This window comes from Psittacicella hinzii (assembly GCF_003585935.1).
GTDB lineage: Bacteria > Pseudomonadota > Gammaproteobacteria > Enterobacterales > Psittacicellaceae > Psittacicella > Psittacicella hinzii.
On the sequence record NZ_NRJG01000079.1, the window covers coordinates 1 to 5417 of the forward strand.

4 protein-coding genes are annotated in these 5417 nt (G+C 35.3%); all 4 read left to right on the forward strand.

The annotated features are described in order from the left end of the window. The first annotated feature begins 276 nt into the window (after window positions 1-276). Window positions 277-3432 (forward strand): glycosyltransferase family A protein, encoded by a 3156-nt coding sequence (locus tag CKF58_RS04610; RefSeq protein WP_119531445.1) that lies wholly within the window; start codon window positions 277-279, stop codon window positions 3430-3432. Window positions 3433-3768: 336 nt separating this feature from the next. After that, complete coding sequence (locus CKF58_RS04615; protein WP_119531447.1) at window positions 3769-4167, forward strand: hypothetical protein; 399 nt, start codon at window positions 3769-3771, stop codon at window positions 4165-4167. A gap of 93 nt (window positions 4168-4260) precedes the next feature. Next, on the forward strand, window positions 4261-4485 hold the full coding sequence (locus tag CKF58_RS04620) for a hypothetical protein (protein WP_147397212.1): 225 nt from the start codon (window positions 4261-4263) through the stop codon (window positions 4483-4485). Between the two features lie 514 nt (window positions 4486-4999). Beyond that, a complete protein-coding gene (locus tag CKF58_RS04625; RefSeq protein WP_222987709.1) occupies window positions 5000-5314 on the forward strand; it encodes a DUF2322 family protein in 315 nt (104 codons plus the stop codon). The last annotated feature ends 103 nt before the right edge of the window (window positions 5315-5417 follow it).

A 5417-nucleotide genomic window follows, 5' to 3' on the forward strand; every position in this document is an offset into this window, starting at 1 on the left:
GACTAGGATAAAACGTATAAATTAAGCTTTTATGTCCGGTTTTTCTAGGTAAATACCTGCGTTCATGGTAATATCAAAATAGATATCTCTCGAAAAAATTAGCTCATAATTAATTTTTACAGAAGATTATACGGTCTTGACGGTAATTAACTTTATTTACTTGATAAATAGAAGAGAATATACCCAAAAGTTATTGTTCACCCGATACTTTAAACTCTAAACGCTAGTAGTTTTGAGAAACCTAGTTTTAGAGTCTTAATAACGACTATCAAATATATGATTTTTTCTTTAATTGTAACTTGTACAGGTAAGAACCTTGCACAAGATCTCCCTCAATTTACTGAGGCTCTATTAAATCAAACTGAAGACGTAAAAGCCAGTGATTACGAAGTAATCTTTGTTGCTGATAACGTTAGTGAAGACGATTACAAAATAATCGAACAACAGATTAATAAATTTGCTCCACAGCAAGCACGTCTTTTATCGCAAGGTGCTGCTGGTGCTAATGCTGCACGTAATCTAGGTATCCTAAATGCTAAAGGTGACTGGTTACTATTCTTCTCGGCAAGTGACTATTGCGAACATCACTTCTTATCTGAATTAAGTCATGCTATCTATGCTTATAAAGGCATGGGGGTATTCTTTACACGCATTCAAAGTTACCAAGCACAAGGTAAACATCATCAATATGCAGACTTAGAAGGGACAGCCCCAAAAAATATTATCGAAACCGATTTAGACGATAATATGATCTTTAGTCTTGCTGATATTAATAATATGCATCGTTCAGCTAGACGTATGGCGTTTCACCGTGAGTTCTGCTTAGAAAAACAGATTCTATTCCGTGAAGATGTGCTTTTTGGTGCGGAAAAGATTTTCCACTTTAGTTACCTCTATGCACTAAAGAAAGCCGTGAATGATGAAGATGCACGTTTTGCTTTTGGTTATCGTGCGGTTTATGTTAAAGGGGCAGTAGTTTATACTTTACCTCCAGCCGTACGTAAACAACAGTTCTTTGTGCAAGCTGGCTTTGCGAGTCAAGATTTGATTTATGCGCAAACAGGTTATCTATTAGCGGCATATGAATTAGCGCAACAATGCGATTTTGACGTCAACTTTATTGTTGATAACTTTAGCATTATTGCCCAATCTTTAGTTTATGCTTTAAACTTTAGTCCAAGCTTAAGTGTTTACACCGAGCAAGTACGTAATGAATTAATTGCCTTTGTGAATATCCTAAAATATTGGATGCTATTAATTCGTGACTTAGGGGCGACAGTCCAATTCCTTGACGCTGTAGCCAAAGATAACTTCTTTGTAAAAGTTAACTCTTTACCTTATGCTCTATTCTTACAAGCTGTAGCTTGTAATCCAGCTAAGTGTAATCAAGTCATTGATTTCTTAACTACTAAAAATCCACACTTACGTACCAACAACTTTGCGCCACTTGTTTTACCAAAACATAAAGCAACTCCTGCCTTTACAAAAGTAGTAAAAAATGTTGCTTCGGCATTTATGAGCCTATTTGGTAATAAAACTCGTAAGGCAGAAGTAGTTGAAGATCAATCTGCAGCTAATGCTAGTCTAGATCCTAATGCTTTACCTCAATTAGAAGCTGCTCCTAGTACTCCTAATGAAAGTAAATATACGTACAGTCAAATCAATAATCAATTAGTAAATAATGCTTCAGAGTTAGCTTATCTTTACTATCATGAAGTTTACTACCAAAATAAAGAACCTTATTTATGTGTAGTAACCAATGTGCCAAATCGTTTATTAGCCCTCTTAGATCAAATGGGCTTTAACCGTAAGAATTTAACACGTAATATTTCTTATCGTATCTGTGGTTTAACTGTAGGTCGTCAAATTATGCTTAACCTAGGGTTATTATCACGTGCCGAGAAAAAACGTCTTTTTGCTCTTTGTGCACAAATTCATGCAAATAATAGTTTTAACTATCGTCCAACACGTGGCTTAAAACGTACAGCCTTACACTTCTTCTCGAATTTTAACTTGCGTAAGCATAACTATATTTTCTATCGTCAGGCAGAAAAAGCACAAACTCTTGAGCCATTACAAAATATTTCTAAACTCTTAGGTTTAACTTCAACCCAAGCTTCAAGTTTACCTGTACGCTTAGTCAATGCCTATGAGTTAGGATACGAAGTTGATGTAGCAGCTTACGAATTAACTCCAGAGTTAAAAGCAGCATATCAAGTGCCTTTCCGTCATACTGAAAAAGATACCGATATTGCGCATCTAGAATTAGACGAAATTTATCAAAAAGCCGCTGCTCTAGCTGAGAAAGCTAAGTATAACCGCCAAGGTCGCGACTTAACGAATGTTGGTAAAGTTGAGTCGATGACTTCTATGGATACGGCCGAACAAGAGTTAGCTGCCGAGTTTGATAAATTAGTTGCACAGCAGCAAGAACAAGGTATTGGTGTTGCTGACGAAGAAGCAAATAATCCACAAGCTACAAGCGCGCAAAATGCGTCTGCACAACATGCAGATACTTCGAATGCAACCCAAGTTAAGGCAGATGAAGTTGCTAATTCAGCTTCTAAAACAGCTGCTGCACAAACTAGTCAAGCTGTAAATGAGCAAGAAGCAGCTGCGCAAGCTGAAAATGCTGAAGCAGCAAAATCTGCAGATAGTGCTGAAGGTGCAAGTAATGCTCAAGCTGTTAAAGCTGAAGCAGCACAAATAACAGCACAAACAACCCAAACAGTGACTGTAGGTGAAACTGAAGAAGCTAGTGTGAAAGACGCTGAGCAAGCTGATGCTGCAGATGATAATGACGGTAAGCAAGTTGTCGATGCCGAGCTCCTAGATACTGTTGATGATGAAGAATTAACAGCTGATGATGTATCTCCAGCTGCGCAAAAACTATCTGAAAACGTAGATGACGCTGCTCAAGATTTAGATACAGATCCTTTAGTAATTAAACTTAAAGATATCTTTGCTCCGCATCGTATTCGTGGTTTAACTCCAAGTGACTATCCACATAACTATAGTCCGGTAGTCATTGAGCAAGTTGGTACTAATGCAAACGATCAATCACTACGTAGTGGTATGAACTACTACACTAAAGTGGTTGGCTTAAATGCTATGATCATTCCGCTTTCACAAGTATTAGATCGTCGTAATTTCTGTTTAAGCTTATTAGCGCCACGTTTCCCATTACAAGATATTATTGTGGTGGTAGATACTTTAGCTACGGAATATAATTTAGCAGCCCTAACCGTATTCCCAAATTTACGTTTAGTATTTACTGATGTAAGAATGTATAACCTATGGTTAGAGTATGTTAAATATTATGCAGCTGGTGCTACAGATCTAGAGCATGAACAAGTGGATTACAAACTTTATCAACACCGTTATGATCACTGGCGTTTACTAACCCGTAGTTTTGTGGTGGTGAAAAACTAAGGCTAGCTGTGGTATTTAATTAGCACTATTAAATAAAATTTAAGTTATCTGATTTTATCTAATTCTTACAGCTGAAAAAGTTATACACCACAAAAGTATTACTTTAAATAGAGAAAAAGAGCGACTAGACTCCAATCATTGTCTAGCCGCTCTTTTTTGCTGTTACTAATAGTCATAGCTATTTATTCTGGTTAGAGATTATTCCTAAGAGCTACATCTATTTACTCTGCTATTTATTCAGCTTATAGATTATTCTCATGAGCTATAACTAATTATGCTGATTAGAGATTATTGCTATAATTGAATATTAGGATTAAGTAACCAAGTATTTTCTCAATGCCACGACCATACTTTAAGTCACTTATTGCAGGAAGTTTAACTAGTTTATCTTTCTTAGCAGTTAATATTTATACCCAAGAGGCAAGAGCTGCAGATAATGCTAATGCCTCTACTTCCCAGGCAGAACAAGCAGTAATTAATTATTACAACAGCAATGAGCAACAAGTAACAGAGTTCATGCAACTACTGGCAAAAGGCAAGAACCTTCTAGCTCGAATTGCTAATAATAGAGAAGTAACCATTACGCAAGTTTTATATAACTATCCTACGGTTTTTGTGTATAGCTTTGCTAATCAAGCTAAGGTAGTACAAGGTAAATATCAAAATCACAAGCTCGAAGAATTTGGTAAATTTGTTAGCCTTTGTAATAATCTTTATCAAACAGCTCGTACATAAGCTAGTCCTCAAGCCATAATGCTATGTAGTGATTTTGTTGCTTTTGCATCTCTGTATGACGGGAACTTAAATAAGTTTTATACCCTAGTTCTAGTGACACAAGCAGAGTATTTCGAAGACAGAGAATTAGATACCCAACAAAAAGTAAAAGATTTAACTACTAAGTTTGCTGATCTTTACTATAAAAAGGACTATGAACAGGCGCAAGCTCTAGTAAATTTTGATGTAAAATCGTTTACTAAACTTTACACTGAGCAAGCATTAGAAAATGCCCGTGCAATCCTTGCTCTTCAAGGACTCAAAGTCGTTGCTAAGTAACTTAATCCATATAAGGATAAGTTCTACAAGTACGACAATACTAAGATAGAGTTCGAACTTACTAACTAACGCTTAAAACTTAGAAGAAGTTTATTAATCTTGACTTAGAAGAAGTTTACTAATCTTAAATAAATTAAGAGTAGACTTTATATGTAGATAGGCTTCAAAACAAGTTTAATTTTGCAGCTTTAAGTCGCAAAAACTTACTATTTCACATAGGTATTGGATCAGGAAATAATCAGCTAAAATCATTCGTGCAAAAATTTGTGAAATCATTGCCTGATAGTTTAGGCAATATTGCCGTTTGGCAATTGATAAAAAGTGATAATTTTGCTTCGATTTGTGAAGCGATAAATTTATATCGGCAGACGAAGAATAATTGTGTATATAATTGCAGCAGAGGTTAGAGTCTATTACTCTAATATTAAATGCTTATGCTTAAAGTAGGACTCCGATCTCTATGGGAAGAGCTATATTGCCTCTTTTTAGTCAATCTTACTATAAGGATAAGCATATGACAAATCCTCTTGATTGTTTACCATCAGCAGCTGCTGTAAAACACATTAATATCTACGATCAATATAACAACCTAGTTCGTCATATTGATAACGTAGCAGGTAAACATGAAACTGTGAAACTCTTTAATTACCTTTCAACCATTTGCGATAGTTGTTTAGATTGCCGTGCTGGTTTAAAAGGTTTAGATTTGTACGCTGATTATGTTGCTGATGCTATTGCCAATCCAGGTAAGCATGGCAATGTGGATTTCTTATTACAATTAGTAAGAGATAAAGATACTCAATATCGAGTAGAAGTAGTTGACGCTTAAATTTGCACTATAAGTTAAATTTCTAACTTAATTTTTTAACATAATTTTTTAGCTTAAATTATTAATTTTAATTATTAATTTAAATTTAAACTTGGTGGTGTAC

What these genes read in the sequence shown, in the direction of transcription:
- CKF58_RS04615 (WP_119531447.1), top strand. Translation starts at nt 3,769, where the DNA reads ATGCCACGACCATACTTTAAGTCACTTATTGCAGGAAGTTTAACTAGT.
- CKF58_RS04610 (WP_119531445.1), top strand. Translation starts at nt 277, where the DNA reads ATGATTTTTTCTTTAATTGTAACTTGTACAGGTAAGAACCTTGCACAA.
- CKF58_RS04625 (WP_222987709.1), top strand. Translation starts at nt 5,000, where the DNA reads ATGACAAATCCTCTTGATTGTTTACCATCAGCAGCTGCTGTAAAACAC.